This window comes from Paenibacillus sp. G34 (assembly GCF_056856875.1).
In genome coordinates this window covers 2,895,185-2,912,181 of the sequence record NZ_CM166469.1, presented here as the reverse complement: position 1 = coordinate 2,912,181, position 16,997 = coordinate 2,895,185, and the positions used below count along the sequence as shown (strand labels likewise).

At 46.4% G+C, this 16,997-nt stretch carries 12 protein-coding genes; 4 read left to right on the top strand and 8 right to left on the bottom strand.

Annotated elements, in window-relative coordinates; translation table 11 throughout:
• Nucleotides 1-48 precede the first annotated feature (48 nt).
• The 5 genes from AC1VYS_RS13340 to AC1VYS_RS13320 form a co-directional block, all read right to left on the bottom strand.
• Nucleotides 49-2,256: a DEAD/DEAH box helicase gene (locus AC1VYS_RS13340; RefSeq protein ID WP_482914649.1), complete on the bottom strand. Its 2,208-nt coding sequence runs from the start codon at nt 2,254-2,256 to the stop codon at nt 49-51.
• The gene (locus AC1VYS_RS13335; RefSeq protein ID WP_482914648.1) at nt 2,253-3,629 is read right to left on the bottom strand and encodes an ATP-binding protein; all 1,377 of its coding nucleotides are present in this window, start codon (nt 3,627-3,629) and stop codon (nt 2,253-2,255) included. The genes AC1VYS_RS13340 and AC1VYS_RS13335 overlap by 4 nt, the downstream gene beginning before the upstream one ends.
• Before the next feature lie 5 nt (nt 3,630-3,634).
• Nucleotides 3,635-5,272: a TerB N-terminal domain-containing protein gene (locus AC1VYS_RS13330; protein ID WP_482914647.1), complete on the bottom strand. Its 1,638-nt coding sequence runs from the start codon at nt 5,270-5,272 to the stop codon at nt 3,635-3,637.
• 219 nt (nt 5,273-5,491) lie between these two features.
• A complete protein-coding gene (locus AC1VYS_RS13325; RefSeq protein ID WP_482914646.1) occupies nt 5,492-8,032 on the bottom strand; it encodes a diguanylate cyclase domain-containing protein in 2,541 nt (846 codons plus the stop codon).
• A gap of 50 nt (nt 8,033-8,082) precedes the next feature.
• A complete protein-coding gene (locus tag AC1VYS_RS13320) occupies nt 8,083-8,679 on the bottom strand; it encodes a biliverdin-producing heme oxygenase (protein WP_482914645.1) in 597 nt (198 codons plus the stop codon).
• Between the two features lie 403 nt (nt 8,680-9,082).
• Between AC1VYS_RS13320 and AC1VYS_RS13315 the strand changes: the two genes are divergently transcribed.
• The 4 genes from AC1VYS_RS13315 (at nt 9,083) to AC1VYS_RS13300 (ending at nt 12,292) form a co-directional block, all read left to right on the top strand.
• Nucleotides 9,083-9,907: a Nif3-like dinuclear metal center hexameric protein gene (locus AC1VYS_RS13315; RefSeq protein WP_482914644.1), complete on the top strand. Its 825-nt coding sequence runs from the start codon at nt 9,083-9,085 to the stop codon at nt 9,905-9,907.
• A 645-nt stretch (nt 9,908-10,552) separates the two neighbouring features.
• Entirely contained in the window at nt 10,553-10,978 is a 426-nt protein-coding gene (locus AC1VYS_RS13310; RefSeq protein WP_482914643.1) for a DMT family transporter, read from the top strand.
• Nucleotides 10,979-11,080: 102 nt separating this feature from the next.
• Nucleotides 11,081-11,779 carry a Crp/Fnr family transcriptional regulator gene (locus AC1VYS_RS13305; protein ID WP_482914642.1) on the top strand — a complete coding sequence of 233 codons (699 nt, stop codon included), beginning with the start codon at nt 11,081-11,083 and terminating at the stop codon, nt 11,777-11,779.
• An 18-nt stretch (nt 11,780-11,797) separates the two neighbouring features.
• A complete protein-coding gene (locus tag AC1VYS_RS13300; protein WP_482914987.1) occupies nt 11,798-12,292 on the top strand; it encodes a DMT family transporter in 495 nt (164 codons plus the stop codon).
• Between the two features lie 159 nt (nt 12,293-12,451).
• Here the strand turns inward: AC1VYS_RS13300 and AC1VYS_RS13295 are convergent, their stop codons facing one another.
• The 3 genes from AC1VYS_RS13295 to AC1VYS_RS13285 all read right to left on the bottom strand — a co-directional run bounded on the left by AC1VYS_RS13295 (nt 12,452) and on the right by AC1VYS_RS13285 (nt 16,932).
• Complete coding sequence (locus AC1VYS_RS13295; protein ID WP_482914641.1) at nt 12,452-13,168, bottom strand: YebC/PmpR family DNA-binding transcriptional regulator; 717 nt, start codon at nt 13,166-13,168, stop codon at nt 12,452-12,454.
• Between the two features lie 153 nt (nt 13,169-13,321).
• Nucleotides 13,322-15,043 carry an assimilatory sulfite reductase (NADPH) hemoprotein subunit gene (gene cysI, locus AC1VYS_RS13290; RefSeq protein ID WP_482914640.1) on the bottom strand — a complete coding sequence of 574 codons (1,722 nt, stop codon included), beginning with the start codon at nt 15,041-15,043 and terminating at the stop codon, nt 13,322-13,324.
• Nucleotides 15,044-15,096: 53 nt separating this feature from the next.
• A complete protein-coding gene (locus tag AC1VYS_RS13285; protein WP_482914639.1) occupies nt 15,097-16,932 on the bottom strand; it encodes an assimilatory sulfite reductase (NADPH) flavoprotein subunit in 1,836 nt (611 codons plus the stop codon).
• Nucleotides 16,933-16,997: the final 65 nt, after the last annotated feature.

Sequence of the window (16,997 nt, the reverse complement as noted above, 5' to 3'; positions counted from 1 at the left end):
TATACAACCTCAAAGTCCCGCTCTCAATTGCCCACTCTAATGTCTTCTTTAACTTTCCCACTCCAGCGTCTTTTGCAATCCAGATTTCAATCCTTCGAGATCGAGCCCATCTACCGCAAAAGCTTCCCGAATCAAAGGCGGTGCGATAAACTCATCATATTTGCCAAGATAAGGCGCTTCATCCTCAGCAAGCAACGCAGAAGCATCCTGAGCCATTCGGCACTCACTCATCATCTCGGCTAACAAAGTTCGTTCGTCCACTTTGCCTGATACCACAAAATAATATGGCTCCATCGGCACGACGGAACGCAAAGCCAGCCTTCCAGACAAATTATGTTTCATCAACCGCTCCAGTGTACGGAACGCTTTGCTGCCTACCCAAGGCAACACATACATGGAATCACCGCCTGCCGGAATGACAACCTGCTTGAGCAACCCACTCTCTCGAGCCAGGCGACGTGCACGCTCCAGCCGGTTGACGGCTTGTGGTGACAAATACGGATAGATCACCGAATCGGACAGGACCTCACGCATCTTTTGCACAACCTCAGTATGAATATCCCCACCCGCACCAAGCCAAAGCGTATCCACTTTGCCTTTCGCAGACTTCACGTAGACGGCCTTATGTTTGTGATCCACCTCTTCCACCTTCCACAGTTTACCTGCAAGCGAGAAACAATAACCCGGCGGTGGTACGGTCGTGATTGATCCAATCTCTTCCGATCCGTTCAGTACTTTATGCTCTTCATCGTCCTTAAACACAGCGTAGAAGCGATAGTTATTCACGATCTTTTCCCCCGTGAGTCCGATAATTAACGTCTGTTCCTCCGTCCATTGCAGATGATCTGTGTCGATCAGATAATTCAGGAAAGTTTGATAGTGATCCGGTGTAATCTCTGCAAAAGGTGCCAGGGAGAGGATCGCTGCCGCAAGCTCTCTTGGCCCTGCTTCTCCCATACTTTTCAGCATACTCATCGTTTGGTGATAGAGGACTCCAATGGGCATTTTGCGAGCTTCAAGCGGTTCTACCCATTTGGTTTTAACATACAGCTCAATAACGGCAATGGCGCGCATAAGTGTCCATGGCATACGGGCAGGTAACTGTGCTTCCTCATCCTCTTCCTCCGGGCATACAAAAAGCATCTCCGATGCCATATCATCACGCCTGCCTGAACGACCAAGTCGCTGAACAAAACTCGAAGCACTGTAGGGTGCCCCAAGCTGAACAACACGCTCCAATTCTCCCAGATCAATGCCAAGTTCAAGCGTGACCGTTGCTGCAGCGACAGCCGGACCTGCACCTGTCCGCAATGCCGCTTCAGTTTCTTCTCTGAGCATGGCCGAAATACTTCCATGATGCACATGGAACACATCCCGCTCTTCTCTGCGTGCCGCGACACGGCGCATCTCCAGAATCGTAACTTCTGCATCTGTGCGACTGTTGGTGAAGATGAGTGCTTTTTTACGATGTGTACTCTCATAAATAAAGTCATAGTAGGATTTGCGCGCATGATGGAGCAGCTCGGCCTGCTCCTCGTTCTGTGCATCAGGGAAGGAAAAATGTTCTACCCTCAGCCTAAGCTTGCGCCCGCCCGGGGAAGACACCACATCCACGCCTTGCCGTGTTCCTGCTGCCAGCCAGGCTGTCGCTGCATCATAATCGCTGAGCGTAGCCGACAGTCCGACTCTTCGAGGAACACAACCAGCCATACGTTCGATTCGAGCCAGCTGGCTTAATACCTGAATGCCCCGATCTGCACCCATGAACGCATGTACCTCATCAATAATGATATAGCGCAAATCATGAAAAAGCGCAGGAATCGCATTGGGACGATTCATCAGCAATCCTTCCAACGATTCAGGCGTAATCTGCAGTACTCCTGAAGGATTCTTCATCAGTTTGGTTTTCTCTGCCTGCGGCACATCTCCATGCCAATGCCAGACAGGAATATTACCTTCCGTGAGCAAGTCTTTCAGTCGTTCGAACTGGTCATTAATCAGCGCTTTCAGCGGCCCGATATAGAGAATACCCACCGACTTGGAAGGCTGGTCATATAGTTCTGTCAACGCAGGAAAAAATGCAGCCTCCGTCTTGCCGGAAGCTGTACCCGCTGCAATCAGCATGTGATGCGAAGTATGAAAACAAATGTTACATGCCTCAATCTGGGCAGGTCGCAAGGATTCCCATCTTTTTTTATAAATAAATTCCTGCACAAAAGGAGCCAATCTATAGAACGGGTTTGGATTCTCACTCATAGCTCAAACTCCGCCAGAAAATCATCCAGCTCGTCCTGCTCTTGCGCCGAACCAGACGTTCCCGGGCCCGAATTATTGGCCTGTGTTGCACGCTCACCAAGTAGCTGCTCGTAAGTAACATCGGGATTCTGATGCAGCGTGTGCAGCACATCCATAAAGTCTCGAACCACTTCCCGTGTTGTCAAAAGCTCATCTGCACCCAAACGGTTTACAGCCATTTGCATAAAATCAACTAATTGTTCGTCACTCAAACTCGCTGAGTACGCGAAATGAAGTGCATGAATCTGGCGCAATTTCTGCAGCAAAATCAAAATCTCTTCATGCGACAGCATGGCCAGTTTGATAATTGGACCCGTATAGTTCGCATACGCACTTGCGGCATAACGACCGTCAATAAGTCTGGAACGAAGCGCTTCATAGCTATATAAACCACGGCGTTCATCCTCTACAAACTGAGGGGTTCCCCCGACAAAAATGCCCAGATGCTCCGCCTTCCCCTGCATCGTATCATTAAACATCGTTAGCAGCTTCTCGTAATTGCTTTGGCGTGAGATGCTATTTGTAATTTTATACAGGTTCACCGCTTCATCGATAAAGAGCAGCAGCCCTTTGTAACCGATGCGTGCCGTAAATTCAGACCACAATTTGAAATAGTCATACCAGTTATCATCATCAATAATGACGCCAACCGACAGATCTTTCTTCGCTTCCGTTTTCGTTGCATATTCGCCCCGAAGCCAGCGGAGTGCCGACTGTTTACGGTCATCATCAGCAAGCTTGTACCCGTTCCAGTAACAAGCGAGTACCTTGGCAAAATCAAAACCGTGAACCAGGTTCTGCATCTCCCCCGTCACCAGGTAAATCTGTTTCTCTACCTCCAGCGGCAGCGCAGGATCATCCGGGCGTAAATTTAGGTTGTTCATCGTTGTCTGCTGCAAACCTGCGATCCATTTTTGCAAAATAGGCTCCAATGCCCCGCCATCCGGGCGTGTACGTGTTGACAATCGTGTCATCAGCTCACGATATGTCGCCAGACCTTGTCCTTTCGTGCCCACAAGTCTGCGCTCCGGGGAGAGATCCGCGTCCGCAACCACAAACTCACGATCCATCGCATAGTTGCGAATCATCTGCAAAAGAAAGCTTTTACCGCTGCCATACCGGCCTGTAATCAGCTTAAACGCCGCACCGCCTTCAGCAATGTTATCCAAATCGCGCAGGATCGCCTCCACTTCCGGCTTCCGTCCTACAGCAATCTGTTCGAGACCAATACGCGGCACAACACCTGCCGTTAATGAATTCACAAGTGCGGTGGTCAAGCGCTTAGGAATCTTAAGCTGATTGACCTTCGTTTCGCTTAATTTATGCTCGGTCATATCCATCACCTCTTCACATGTTCAAATAGTTCGATATAATCAGGGACGATTCGGTCACCATCAACCAGCAAATCTCCGATGGTTTCCATCGCCACATCATTCATTTCATCCAGCAAAAGCGCAGGCATCGTTCCCAGTTCTTCCGCAAGTCGCATCACATCGTGATCCGGATCATCACCAAGCAGGGCGTTGATGGCTCTCACATGCCGAGACTCTAGTCGTTCGGCAAACTCCATCCACTCCTCCGGTATATCGGCTTCCGCCGTCTCGTTCCAAAGAAGCTGCTCATTTCTTGGAACTGAATTCTCTGATGGCATAACGGTGTTGTCCTGAATCACTGGTAAATGTTCTCGCTGTTCTGAGAATAGTGACTCAGTGTTAGTCATTTGCCTTGGATAAGGAGATTCAGCTTCATCTGGTACATTAGGTCCATCAACTTGGAATTCAATGGACTCTGCATCTGCTTCAGCCAAATTCGATTCAACATTAACTGATGCAGAAGTTTCATTTTCCTCAATGGTCAGCGCCTTACGCACATATTCGCTGTCCTCCTGCAAAGAAGCCAGTTTTGCCGCATCAATCTGAATGATCGGCGCAGTTACGGCCTCAGCTTGTTCCATGGCAAACGCTCTTTCCAGATAACGCTCAATCACACTGGCAAGCTCAGGCTCCAGCGTTTTACCACGCAGACGGCCCCGGAAGCCTAACAGTTCACGCAGCTTATTTTCCGTACAGCGGTAAATGCCGATTAACCTCCGCACAAATTCACGTTCCAATATGAGAGGAACATGAGTGAACGTAACAAATCTGCCGTAAACGGACTCGTCATATACCGCTTTATGAAACAGCGTGCGTTTAACCGTCTGTTCGGCTTTCGATTCAAGCTCAGGCAACAGCCCTCTTTGTTGTGTCAGCTGCAAATACGAATCCATCACAGCCAGCACTTTGGGCACATATCGTTCCATCCATTCTTTGCCGCCATCCCGGTAAAAGGCATTTAGCGTGATATCATAGTCAAAATACCATTTCAGCATATCCAGCGTTACCTCAGCGACATTATCCTGTAACAACCGTTCTAATTCCTTGTCCATCAATGATGCTGGCAAATAACCATCCGAGAGCATCATCACTTCATGCAGTAATCTATGAAGATTATGGACAAGAACGTAATCAACTACCCACTCTTGCATATATACATTAAGTTGCGGGAGCCGCTCCCGGTAATTCACCCATAGTCTTTTTAACTGTTCATACCCGTTCTCAGGAGTCAGCCAGCCGATCCCGTTAATCAACTCGTAAACATGAACAAACAGGTAAGAAAGGTCGACATCCAGATATCTTTCCTGGCGCACCTCTGTTCTCCAATATAAATACCATTTCAGCTGTGCATCATTCATCACCCCATACGTTGGCCAGTAGCTCATAAACGGAACAGGTGCAGTTTCTTCGCCCGTAACTTCTGCAAGCCGTCTAGCCTCCTCCACAAATCGCTTCTCCGAAGACAATACAGCTCCTTGCGGCGTGTGTGGTTGACGACTCTGGTTCACTAAAGATGAACGATCCGGTATCCGAATCGAGGTCGTTTCTGTTTCTTCACTTAGATCAATCTCCATAAATTCCAGCTGTTCCGAATGATCCCTCATCGAAATGAAACTCACCTCTTTCACCATTAAATACGAACACGTGTATCCATACGCATCATTATAACACTTGTGTAGCTTCTGCGGGTGGCAAAATCACACATTCTTGTAACACAAAAAAAGAAGGCATCACTGCCCTCTTTTCCATCAAGTCTTTGCCCTCTATTTTATAGGAAAACAAATCACAATTTTTGATATTCCGTGCGGAATTATTAACTCTAATCAAACAACTCGAGTACGATTTTTGCCTTCATCCTTTGCCTGAAACAATGCCTGAGTAGCCAGTTCGATTAAATCACCTGAAACGGTGTGCTCATCAGGAAGCAGGACTGCACCGCCGACGCTGACTGTAACTACGCCACCCTGACCTGTGAGCTCCCGCTGGATTTGGAGAGCCAGCACATGCTGCCTTATTTCTTCAGCGAGTTCAGATAAATACTCCGATGTGGTTCCTTTTAATTTCAGCATAAACGTACCACCACGTAGACGGGAAATGAGCGCTCCATGTTGTTCACTCACCACAGTCAGCACCTCGCCAATCCACTGTAAACACAGATCTCCGCCCTGCAAGCCATACGCGGTATTGTAAGAGCGGAAATCATCAATATCAACGATCAGAAGACCAAGACTGCATTTTTCTTGCAAACAATCGCTCCAATCCCCTTCGAGCTGTTGCTTGAATACCGTTTGAACGGGCATATCGGTTAACGGATCCGTAGTCAGGTAACTCTGAAGCTGGCTTGTTGTTTCGTGGAATTCATCCTGCTCTTGAAGAGATGTTCTGCTACGGAGCAGTAACATGACCGAAGGTTTTCCCGCATGAACGACCGAAGCCATTGTAATCTCAAGCAGCAAGGACATGCCTGAAGCTGTTGTAAAATATAACTGATTGTTCATCAAACTGGTGATGTCCTGTTGCAGTTTTTCAAAATCTTGTACTAACACATCCCGTGTTTTGTCAGGTAAAAACTCACCGAAATTTTTCCCGATCAGGCTGCCCGCACTTTCGTATCCAAACAGTTCAGCCGCCATTATATTACAATAAATAATTCGTCCTTCGGTAAGTGTAAAAAAGGCAACCGGCGAAAAATCCATCAGCTGCAAATAACGCTGTTCGTTTCTCTTCAAGATACGGGCATTTTGAAAAGCATGCTCCTCGGCCTGAGCCAGCTGGTTTTCAGTCTGACGACGCACAATGGACTTAAGCAATGGCAGTATGCTGAGCTCTCTCGCTGTCCACGGATATGAGGTTGATTTGACAACCTCCCTCCATTTCTCAAACGATTTCCGCGGAGACATTCGCATGCCATCATCCGTTTTGAGCACGGCTTTGGCTGGATCACCCGCCCATTCAACGACCTGAACCACCTCTGGACGGAACCACAGCATATAGTTATGATGACCCGGTGAGATCGCAACATAAATAACCCCGGAAGCTGTACCTTGATATCGTTTAGCTGTCTCATATTCCAGACTCAGCTTGGACGTATGGTAACTGTGATCCTCTGCTTGTTCGGCCAGCCATCCCGCCAGCTCCCGAATCTGCCCATTTGTCGGCGTCTCACCAAACATCAGTAGCTTATCTTGATAACATATCGCCGCTCCAGATGCATTCATAAGGTCCAGCAATGTCTCTTGCTCTGCCTGTAGTTCTTCTAACACACGCACCGGACTTGTATTGCCGATAAAAATATTAACAAGCCGCGCAGCCGTCTCACGGGATTTGATCTCTGCCTGGTAATCATCGAGCTGCTGACGCTGGAACAATTCATTGGAGAAAAAAGCACCCAGAAAGTTACACAGGTTACGAACACGATGTGGAACATACCTTGCAGAATAATGATGGCATGTAATCAGTCCCCATAATTGATTTTCATGAATCAGCGAGATCGTAACGGTAGCTCCTACGCCCATGTTTTGCAAATATTCAATATGAAGCGGTGATACACTTCGCAGTACCGAAAGACTAAGATTCAGCGGTTTGCCTGTAAGGGGCTGCAACAAAGGTACAATCTCAACAGGCGCATACTCTACGTTGACAATCGTTCGCAGCCAGTTGCGAAGATATAGCTCTCTTGCCTGCTTGGGAATGTCCGAGGCTGGATAATGGTGCCCGAGAAAAGGCTCAAGTTCTGGTTCGCGCGCTTCCGCAATCACTTTTCCATTCCATTGCTCATCAAATTCATAGATCATGACTCTGTCATATCCGAGCATTTCTTTCACTTGTTCAGCAGCGATCTGACTCGCCTCTACGCGGCTGTCTGTACTTTTGATTCTTCCGAAGAAACGGGATATCCATTCAAAATCGTTTGATTCGATGTTTTCTTTTTCATAATAAGGCTCGATCTCGAGGATAAGCAGACCTTCGCTCTCATGCAAAACAGAAGAGAAAACCTTCTCCTCCCCTGTCACCTGAATAATCAAATCCATATAATGCAACTCTGACGTTACCGTTGCGTTGGAACGGTTGTGCAGGAGGCTGCTAACATCATTTTCTGTAATGAGATCACTCAAAGGCATGCCCAAAATATCTGAACTATGGATGCCCAGATGATCAAACGTATTTTGACTACACTGTACGATCGTTGGTGTGCCGCTCGGATCAATCGCCAAAAGCACACCGTGAGGCTGGATAAAACCCGGAATATGAATGGGCTCTTTATCACAGTTATTCAGGTCGATAGGATCATTCGTATATGTCCCTTGCGGGAGTAAGGTGCGGTTAAGCATGCTCATTTCTTGCCTCGACCTAGGTTCAGTCATGAACTTAAAATTCCCCTCTCAGTATGTGTTGTTTCTTTAAAAGCAGAATTTTACGTATTAATCCACTGATCCAGCAACCGGAATGTCTCGGAAGCCGTGAACACGATCATGTCTTGATCTTCAGGTGTGTGAATGGACTGTTGTAACAGTTGCATAAACTCGCTCCATCTGGTGCGTGTCTCCGTGCCGTAAGCGTTGAAATATTGTAGTCCATGATCCGCTTCTATAGGCAAAAATTGCGACAAACGTCTGGTCATAATCTGACCGCCATTGGTCGAACCTTCTATAACGTATAGATATCCGAAAAGTCCTGCAGGTGTGGAGATATCCGGTAACTCCTTATCATTGCACCTTGGAATTTGCTTGATTTGCTCCTCGCTTGCGCCAAGATTCATTAAATCCTGCTCTAATAAACCAGCCTTGCCTCTTATACCGATATCCAATCCTGTTTCTGCCCAAAAAGGCAGCATTACCGCTTGATCCTCCAGCGGTTTCAGGAAACCGTAGAATTTCTCCAAATATGCTCTATATTGTTCAATCGTTATGGTCGAATTCATAATCGCTTTCGCATAGGGGTTCTGCTCTACTTGTCTATGGTAATGTGCTGTCTCACTCTTCAAACGTTCCATAATATTTATAGCCGTCATGTGTAGTTATCCCCTTTCGTATTAGTGCTGAAATCCATTCTTAGAACGATGTCCGAATCTATCATGGTTATAGAAAATTTTACCTCATCCAGAAAAGACTCTATGTAAGTATACTTTTTCTCGTACTAGAAAACTACATGAATTCAATGGGCTTAACAGCTTGGTGTCCACCTTCGTTGTTAGGGTAACTGAGGGGGATTCAATCCTTATATCTATCCAATTTGTGCTTGTTCTGTACTCGTTATTAGCATGAGCAGAGTTAAGCATTCATTAGGCACTAGGCACGGTAATAACCGAAGATGAGCATTTATTTTCAGGGTAAGGAAGTATCATGTGTATAGCTGGTTTTTAGTATTAAAGATGATACACTAACACTATATCCTTATTTTGGGGGAATGAACTTATGGAAATGAAAGCTATAAAGGAACCAAAGGAACTCACGGTGCAAGAGATCATACTCTACCTCAGAGAGGGGATTGCTTTGCCGGACAATACTGTGGATCAACTAATTACGGGCTCGCCGGATCAAGTTGTATCAGGAATCGTCGTTGCTTTTATGCCTACACAACATGTCATTGAACAAGCTATCCAGCTAGGAGCCAATTTGATTATTGCCCATGAATCCCCGTTTTATAACCATCACAGTGCTACCGATTGGCTGGAGAACGACTCCGTTTATACGTATAAAAGAAACTTCATTGATCAAGCCGGCATTGCCATCTTTCGCTGTCATGATATTATTCACCGCTTCGAACCGGATGGCATTACTGATGGGCTCATCCATGAACTCGGGTGGACAACTTACCTGAGCCAGCGTACGACTGAATCAGATATCTTAACATTTCCAGAGGGGATCACTGTGCATGCGATTGCCCAGCAATTGAAGAATTGTTTAGGGATCGACTATGTTCGCCTTGCGGGTAATCCTGAAATCGTTTGCAAACGGGCTGCGGTTCTGGTCGGCTTTCGGGGAAACGGACACGTCACAATCCCCTTGCTTCAGAACGAACAGGTTGACCTGATCATCGCAGGCGAAGGTTTTGAATGGGAAACGCCAGAGTATATCCGTGATGCTGTGCAGCAAGGTAAATCCAAGGCGCTCATTATGGTTGGACATGCCGAAAGTGAGGCACCCGGAATGAACATTTTGGCAGAAAGTCTGGACGAGTCTATTCCAGGGGTTAAAGTTACTTTTGTAAAGGAAGCGCCTGTGTTTAAGGTATTATAGGTTTTTACCACTAAGGATCTCCAGACACGCTATTTTAAGTATTTTATTTTGCTTCATCCAAAAATCTAACCATCATCAGAGAATGTATTTCTTCGATTATGCCGCAAAACTAGCGTTTTGAACCCATTTTCGGTGCAATAGCGTCCCTGGTGATTGTTAGAATAATTAGAAGTTCATAAAGCCCTAAATAAGACTCCTCCTTATCGTTATCATTTCAGTTTATGAGACCAAGCTACCCCATCTTGTGGATAATACATACGAGGACTATGCCTTACGCTTTCTACCTACTTGCCTGTTTGCATGTTTGCATGTTTGCATGTTTGCTAGCCTGCTCTCTAACACCCTCTTTCGCATCTCAATTTATCGATTTCATTACATCTCTTTCTTTCCCTTGCTTATTTCGATCTCCATATTCGACTCTTTCACCTAACCTCACCTATCTGACAATACCTGCTCAACTAACTAATTTGTTTAGGTCAGCTACTGTATCCTCATACATTTTGTCCCTTTCTGGATTTTACCCGGGCTTTAGTGTACGCTAGATGCTGTAAATTTCAGAGTCAGGACATTTGTCCTTGGCGATTATGATTTATTTATCATTTAATAGAAGTCGAAGTCATGCATTAAAGGAGCGTTCGAAGAAGGATGAGAGGAATTATTTTTGCATTGCTGGGCGGAGCCTGTATTACTCTTCAGGGGGTAGCCAACGCCAGAATCAGTACAGACATAGGCACATGGCAAGCCGCCACAATTACTCAATTAACGGGATTTATACTCGCGGCGATCATTTTGATGTTTACGCGTGACGCCAATCTTCAGGGAATTAAACAAGTAAAACCGATGTATCTGGCTGGAGGTGCATTTGGTGCAGTTATTATTTTCAGCGAAGTCACGGCAATTCAACAGATCGGTGTGACCTTTACGATCTCGGCTCTGTTGATTGCACAATTGTTTCTGACCTTTTTAATTGATAGCAATGGATGGTTTGGCGTACTCAAACAAAAAATGAAACTGCCGCAATTTTTGGGCATTGCTTTGATGATCGCCGGTGTCATCATTATGAAGCTATAGTTTTCATTGTAGCTACATACAGCATGTAAACTGTGTTAGACACACAAACTTTTAATTTTTCCATATCAAAAACAACAGAATTAACGCAGAGGTGAGAACCGCATGGAAGAGATTCATCATCCGCAGCAAATCATGGACTATTTGAAACAGTATCAATTGGAGACGGTTTTTCACGAGCACCTGCGTCCACATATGACTATATGTCAATTCGAAAAATGTGAGCTGATCTGCCGCGAAGGCGAGGCTTCCGAATACTTATACGTCCTGGTAGAGGGTAAAATTAAAATTTTCACCACTTCCCCACAAGACAAAACACTCGTGCTCTGTTTCAAAACACCGCTTGAAGTGGTGGGAGACATCGAATATGTACGTGAAAGTAACATCGTTAATACCGTTCAGGCAGTCTCGCCTGTTGTGATGCTTCGTATTCATTATCGGTGGCTTACTGAGCTTGCCAGTGATTACGCACCTCTACTGCAATTTTTGCTGAAAATCATCTCACATAAGTTTTACATTGATTCGAACTTTTCTAATTTTAACCTGATGTATCCGGTGGAGGTACGTTTAGCCAGTTATCTGCTTTCCATCTCGACGGATGAAGGCGGAACCGTTATGCATGAGGAACTCGATGCGTTTAACCTGACGGACATTGCCAATCTGATCGGTACCAGCTATCGCCATTTGAATCGGGTGATTCAGAAGCTATGTGCGGATGGTTACATTGAGCGGCATCAAGGATTAATCCGTATCAAAAATCGCGCAGGCCTTCGGCACATTGCTGGACACAATATTTATGAATAAGGAGATAGGAAACGCATGATCATCACAGGTATTTTGCTTGCACTTCTGGCCGGTTCGCTGGTGAGTCTGCAAACGATATTTAATAGTAAAGTTAATGAACGCACCGGTTCATGGTCGACAACAACAATGGTACTGTTTACGGGATTTATCGCTTCTTTTGTGATTTCATTACTGCTTGAAGGTAAAAATACATTCAGTTTGCAGCATATGCAACCGTGGTATTGGCTAAGCGGTGCAATAGGCGTTGGGGTGGTCTTCTGTCTGGTTCAGGGCATGAAGCTGCTCGGCCCGACCTATGCGATTTCCATCGTGTTAACCTCTCAGTTAAGTTTCGCTTTACTATTTGATTCGATGGGCTGGCTCGGTCTGGAACAAATCCCCTTCTCATGGAATCAGCTGATTGGTGTACTTGTTATTGTAGGTGGCATTGTGCTCTTCAAGTTCGGCGGACTGAAAAAAGAGACATCCGATTCATCGGATAAGTCCGCTCCTAGTGTAGCAAGCAAGTCTTAGACATAGCCAAAAAGAGTGTCTCCCAATCGGAATGGATTGGATAGACACTCTTTTTTAATTCAAACATTTTTAAATCATACGTAAGTAAGTTGATTAGATTTGCTCGAGAACGTCTCGATATCCAATTCAAATATCAGAACTAGTTGCTCTCTTGTTCGCCTACACAAACTCCACGTTGTGATACACTTGCTGCACATCTTCCAAGTCTTCGAGCGCATCGATGAGCTTCTCGAATTGAACTTGGGCGTCTGCAGGCAGTTCAATGTGGTTTTGTGCCAGCATCGTCAGCTCGGCTACGGTGAACTCGTTCACACCAGCGGCCTTGAATGCTTCTTGTACCGCGTGGAATTGATCCGGTTCTGCATATACGATAACCGCTTCATCTTCATCCACGATATCGCGCACATCTACATCTGCTTCCAACATAATTTCCAGAACTTCTTCCGCACTTTTACCTTCAACGCCGATCACGGCTGTCGGATCAAACATGTAAGCAACAGAACCGCTGACACCCATGTTGCCTCCGTTTTTGTTAAACGCCGAGCGCACTTCAGGCGCTGTCCGGTTTACGTTATTCGTGAGCGCATCCACGATGACCATCGCACCGTTCGGCCCGAAGCCTTCGTAACGCAACTCTTCATAGTTCTCATCGCCGCTGCCCTTTGCTTTTTCCATCGCACGGTCGATGATGGCTTTAGGTACGTTATACGTTTTGGCACGCTCCAGAACGACCTTCAGCGCACGGTTCGCTTCTGGATCTGGTTCGCCCTTCTTCGCTGCTACATAGATCTCAACGCCGAATTTGGCGTAGACCCGACTTGTGTTTGCATCTTTTGAAGCTTTCTTTTCCTTAATATTATTCCATTTACGACCCATATCGTTTCCGCTCACTTTCAACATGTAATCTGCTTTCTACTTTGTCATTATATCGTGTTGCGTCTGGTTCAACAAGGTCATCCCTTCAAACTGATCTGTATCGAAGAAGCAAAAAGCACTCCATAAAGGAATGCTTCTTGGGTAAGCCGCAAGTTAAGCGTGGAACTGTCTTCCGTCCAGCACTTCAGGTACATAACCAGCGCGGATCACGAAGTCTCCGAAATGCTCACCTTCGTTGCGCTCTTTGGCATATTGATTAATCATCGGTGTCAATGTGTCGAGAATCTCATTTTCGCCGATATTTTCGCGGTACAATTTGTTCAGACGATGACCTGTAAAACTACCACCGAGATAGAAATTGTACTTGCCTGGTGCTTTCCCGATAAAAGCAATTTCTGCCAGCATCGGTCTCGCGCACCCATTCGGGCAACCTGTCATACGAATGACAATCTCTTCATCCCTCAGACCCGCTTCATCCAGCACAGGCTCGAGTTTATCAATCAAGGATGGTAGATAACGTTCGGATTCAGCCATAGCAAGGCCGCAAGTCGGGAGTGCAACACAAGCCATGGAACTTCTGCGGAGAGCTGAATAATGAGCACCGTCCGTCAGATTATATTGCTGCATCAACGCTTCAATCTTTTTCTTTTTTTGACTGCTGATATTACCGATAATCAGGTTTTGGTTCGCTGTCAGACGAAAATCTCCGGTGTGTATTTGGGCAATTTCACGCAAACCCGTCATGAGCGGATAACCATCTACATCTTTTATCCGTCCATTCTGAATGAACAACGTGTAGTGCCATTTGCCATTACTACCCTTCACCCAGCCATAACGATCTCCATTATGGTCAAAATGATATGCACGTGCCGTTTCCAGACTCCATCCAAGACGGCTCGTTAACTCATCAACAAACCACTCCAGACCGTGGTCATCGATTGTATATTTGAAACGCGCATGTTTACGAACCGCACGATCCCCGTAGTCACGCTGAATCATAACCGTTTTCTCGGCAACATCAATCATCTGCTCCGGCGTGCAGAAACCAATGACTTTGGACACCTGAGGATATGTCTTCGAATCTCCGTGAGACATGCCCATTCCTCCGCCAACAGATACGTTGAACCCTTGCAGTTTGCCGTTCTCTACAATGGCGATAAAACCGAGATCCTGTGAAAATACATCTACATCATTGGATGGCGGTACCGCGATACCAATTTTGAACTTACGCGGCAAGTAGACCTTGCCGTAGATCGGTTCAACCTCTTCGTCCGAATCCTGGGAGTCAATGATCTTCTCCCCATCGAGCCAAAGCTCATGATATGCACGAGTTCGCGGATCGAGATGATTACTCACCTGACAAGCCCATTCATACACTTCAGCATGAACTTCAGACTGATTCGGATTCGGGTTGCACATCACGTTACGGTTAACGTCTCCACATGCAGCCAAGGTGCTGAGCAAAGAATCATTGACTTCACGAATCGTATTTTTGAGATCCCATTTCAAAACTCCGTGCAGTTGAAACGATTGGCGAGTCGTCAGACGGATCGTCTGATTCGCATATTTATGAGCAACACGATCCATCATCAGCCACTGCTCCGGCGTTACGGTACCACCGGAAGCACGAACGCGTAGCATGAACTGGTATGCAGGCTCCAGCTTGGATTTGTTGCGCTCGTTGCGCAGGTCACGGTCATCCTGCATGTAGCTTCCATGATGTTTCATCAGACGGTTATCGTCTTCAGGGATAGAACCGGTAATGCGATCAGCCAATGTCTCCGTGAGACTTCCGCGCAAATAATTGCTCTTGATCTTTATATCTTCCACATCGCTGTTGGTACGCTGCGGATTAAGTAAGTTATTATAAGCCATGCCGCTTTCTCCTCTCGTCTCTGCGGAATATAACTCTTCGGCTCAGCCTCAGATTAATACACATCCCGCTGATAACGTTTCTCCTGTTGCAACCGTGTCATGTATTCCGCAGCCTGCTCAGGCGACAAGCCGCCTTCCTGCTGTAGAATGGTAATCAACGCCGCATGAACATCATGAGCCATTTTTTTCTCATCACCACAGATGTACACGCTCGCTCCCTCCTGGAGCCATTGGTACAATTCCTTGCTATGTTCCAGCATACGGTGCTGTACATACACTTTCTGTTCCGTATCACGAGAGAAGGCAACATCCATTTTCGTCAGAACGCCATCTTTGAGCCAGCGCTGCCACTCCGTTTGGTAAAGGAAGTCTGTAGCGAAGTGCTGGTCGCCGTAGAACAGCCACGTTTTTCCTTCTGCACCCGTTTCTTCTCTTTCGCCAAGGAAGGAACGGAATGGAGCTACCCCTGTTCCAGGTCCAACCATAATGATCGGTGTGTCCGGGTTCTCAGGTAATTTGAAGTTCGGATTATGCTGAATATATACCGGCAAGGTGTCACCTGCCTCGATTCGTTCAGCGAGATGCACCGAGCATACGCCGTAACGTTCTCTTCCACGTGCTTCATACCTTACAGTGCGCACCGTCAGATGAACCTCGTCCGGGAAGGACTTTGAGCTGCTCGCAATGGAATACAGGCGTGCTGGTATCTTACGAAGAACCGACAGGAATTGTCCGGCTGGAATACCTTTCAGGGCATAATCCTGAACGACATCGAGCAGATCGCAGGTGTTCATGACTTTACGAAATTCAGAATCATTGGCAAGCAATGCTGTTAATTCATTCCCTGGACTCAATTTAGCAAGTTGCTCCGCTACCGGTTTAGTTACTGCTGTAATTTCATAATAACGCAGCAATGCTTCATAGACCGATACCTGATCTCCATTCTTGTTCACCGTAACACGTTCGTCTGCATTCCACCCCATAGCTGCAATCAATTCATCTACGAGACGCGGGTGGTTCTCCGGGAAAACACCTAGACTGTCGCCCGGCTCATAATCCAGATTGGAGCCTTCCAAAGACAGCTCAATATGACGTGTCTCACGATCCGATCCGCGGCCATTCAGGTTGAGATTTTCAAGCACCTCAGCCTTGAACGGATTCGTGCGATTAAATTCAGACTCACCGCTGCTAACTGCAGCTGTAATCGCTTCGCTAGTAACCGTACCCGCAACCGCTGGTGTGCTGCTAAGCGAAGCAAGTACATCATTCATCCATGCTGCCGCTGGCTCGTCAAAATCAACATCACAGTCCACTCGCGGAACCAATGCTGTACCGCCCAGTTCCTGTAGTCGTTTATCAAAATCCCTGCCTGTCTGGCAAAAGAATTCGTAAGAAGTATCTCCGAGTGCCAGTACGGAATAACGAAGTCCGTCCAGCTTTGGAGCACGTTTGCTATTTAAAAATTCATGAAACGGGATCGCATTATCCGGCGGTTCGCCTTCTCCATGTGTGCTGACCACAATCAGGAGATTTTCAATTTTCTTCAGTCCGTTCGGTTTGAAATCCCCCATGGATGACAAGGTCACCTGAAGCCCCTGTTCTTCCAGCTTCTTCCCGAGTTTTTTCGACAGACCGATTGAATTTCCTGTCTGTGAACCATACAGCACCGTAACTTCACGGGAAACGGCAGGAGCACTGACTGGCGCTGCTACCGGATTTTGTCCAACTTGCCCAATCAGACTAGTCTGTGCTGTTGCCACACCTGCTTGATACGCTGCGATATACCCACCAAGCCAGAGTCTTTGTCCGTCCGTTAATGTAGGAATAAGTCGATTGAGCAATTCTACCTGCTCTTGATTAAAAGGACTATTTGTCACTTGAAGTTCCACCATCTGCCACCTCACGCATTACTTCGATTTTAATTCCTACTAAAATGATCATATTAATTTCTTCT

Excerpts from the sequence above, each read along its gene's own strand:
- AC1VYS_RS13340 (WP_482914649.1), bottom strand. The coding sequence starts at position 2,256 with ATGAGTGAGAATCCAAACCCGTTCTATAGATTGGCTCCTTTTGTGCAG.
- AC1VYS_RS13335 (WP_482914648.1), bottom strand. The coding sequence starts at position 3,629 with ATGACCGAGCATAAATTAAGCGAAACGAAGGTCAATCAGCTTAAGATT.
- AC1VYS_RS13330 (WP_482914647.1), bottom strand. The coding sequence starts at position 5,272 with ATGAGGGATCATTCGGAACAGCTGGAATTTATGGAGATTGATCTAAGT.
- AC1VYS_RS13325 (WP_482914646.1), bottom strand. The coding sequence starts at position 8,032 with ATGACTGAACCTAGGTCGAGGCAAGAAATGAGCATGCTTAACCGCACC.
- AC1VYS_RS13320 (WP_482914645.1), bottom strand. The coding sequence starts at position 8,679 with ATGACGGCTATAAATATTATGGAACGTTTGAAGAGTGAGACAGCACAT.
- AC1VYS_RS13315 (WP_482914644.1), top strand. The coding sequence starts at position 9,083 with ATGGAAATGAAAGCTATAAAGGAACCAAAGGAACTCACGGTGCAAGAG.
- AC1VYS_RS13310 (WP_482914643.1), top strand. The coding sequence starts at position 10,553 with ATGAGAGGAATTATTTTTGCATTGCTGGGCGGAGCCTGTATTACTCTT.
- AC1VYS_RS13305 (WP_482914642.1), top strand. The coding sequence starts at position 11,081 with ATGGAAGAGATTCATCATCCGCAGCAAATCATGGACTATTTGAAACAG.
- AC1VYS_RS13295 (WP_482914641.1), bottom strand. The coding sequence starts at position 13,168 with ATGGGTCGTAAATGGAATAATATTAAGGAAAAGAAAGCTTCAAAAGAT.
- cysI (WP_482914640.1), bottom strand. The coding sequence starts at position 15,043 with ATGGCTTATAATAACTTACTTAATCCGCAGCGTACCAACAGCGATGTG.